This window comes from Streptomyces sparsus (assembly GCF_054776295.1).
In genome coordinates this window covers 1-1,050 of record NZ_BAAHCA010001309.1, presented here as the reverse complement: position 1 = coordinate 1,050, position 1,050 = coordinate 1, and the positions used below count along the sequence as shown (strand labels likewise).

At 75.1% G+C, this 1,050-nt stretch carries 1 protein-coding gene and 1 pseudogene; one reads left to right on the top strand and one right to left on the bottom strand.

Going from position 1 to position 1,050, the window contains the following annotated elements; genetic code table 11:
* A partial coding sequence (locus tag ACYVE9_RS28100; protein ID WP_461030703.1) for a FadR/GntR family transcriptional regulator occupies positions 1-672 on the bottom strand: 672 nt, incomplete at its 3' end.
* Between the two features lie 119 nt (positions 673-791).
* Between ACYVE9_RS28100 and ACYVE9_RS28095 the strand changes: the two are divergent.
* A pseudogene (locus tag ACYVE9_RS28095) lies at positions 792-1,050 on the top strand (MFS transporter); the annotation flags it as partial.

Below are 1,050 nucleotides of genomic sequence, written 5' to 3'. Positions count from 1 at the left end.
GGGCACGCCGCCACGGCACCGCCGGCCGTAGGAGCCCGCCTCCCGGGCGGCCGTCTCCGCGTCACTGGACACGATCGCGGCCACCATCCGGGAGTGGTCCAGGTACTCCTCCGGCCGGAGCCGGGCCCCGACGTCGTGCCGCAACTGCTGCCGCAGGACGGCGCCCAGATCCGCGTGCACGGCGCTGAGCACCTCGTTGTGCGAGGCACGGACGACGGCCAGGTGCAGGGCCGCGTCCGCCTGCACGAACCGCTCCACCTCACCCGAGGCCCACGCCGCCTCCCGGCGCTCCAGCAGGGTCTGCAACCGGCGCACGTCGTCCTCGCTCCGGCGCAGCGCGGCCAGCCGGGCGGCCTCGGCCTCCAGCGTGGCCCGCACCTCGGCGACGTGCAGCGGATCCGCGCCCGCGAACCGCCGGTGCATCACCCCGGCCAGCTCGCTGGTGGCCACCACGTACGTGCCGGAGCCCTGCCGGATGTCCAGCAGGCCGTTGTGCGCGAGCGCTCGCACGGCCTCCCGCACGGTGTTGCGCGCCACCTGGAGACGGGCCACCAGTTCCGGTTCGGTCGGGATGCGGCTGCCCACCGGCCACTCGCCGGAGGTGATCTGCCCGCGCAGGGTGTCGATCACCTGCGTGACGAGTGCGGAACGGCGGGGTGAGGACAGCGGCACGGGCTCTCCAACGGGTCGGGCGGACGGACGGCGGGCCACCGACAGGCCGCGGTGAGCGGTGGAGCCGCCCAGGGCGGCCCGCGACCCACCTATTCATCCCATGATTCTATGATGGCCGCATGGCGCACGAGAACCGGCTCAGCCGCGTGACCCCGACGACCCCGGAACCTCCGGCGGCGCCCCGCGGTGCCCCGGCCTCCCCGTGGACGACGCGACTGGTGGTCGCCGGCCTCGTGCTGACCGCGCTCAACCTGCGCCCCGCCGTCTCCGGACTCGGCCCGCTGCTGGCCGAGTTCCGCTCCGACCTGGGCATGAGCGGCACCGTCGCCGGCCTGCTCACCTCGATGCCCGCCCTCTGCTTCGCCGTGTTCGGCGGCG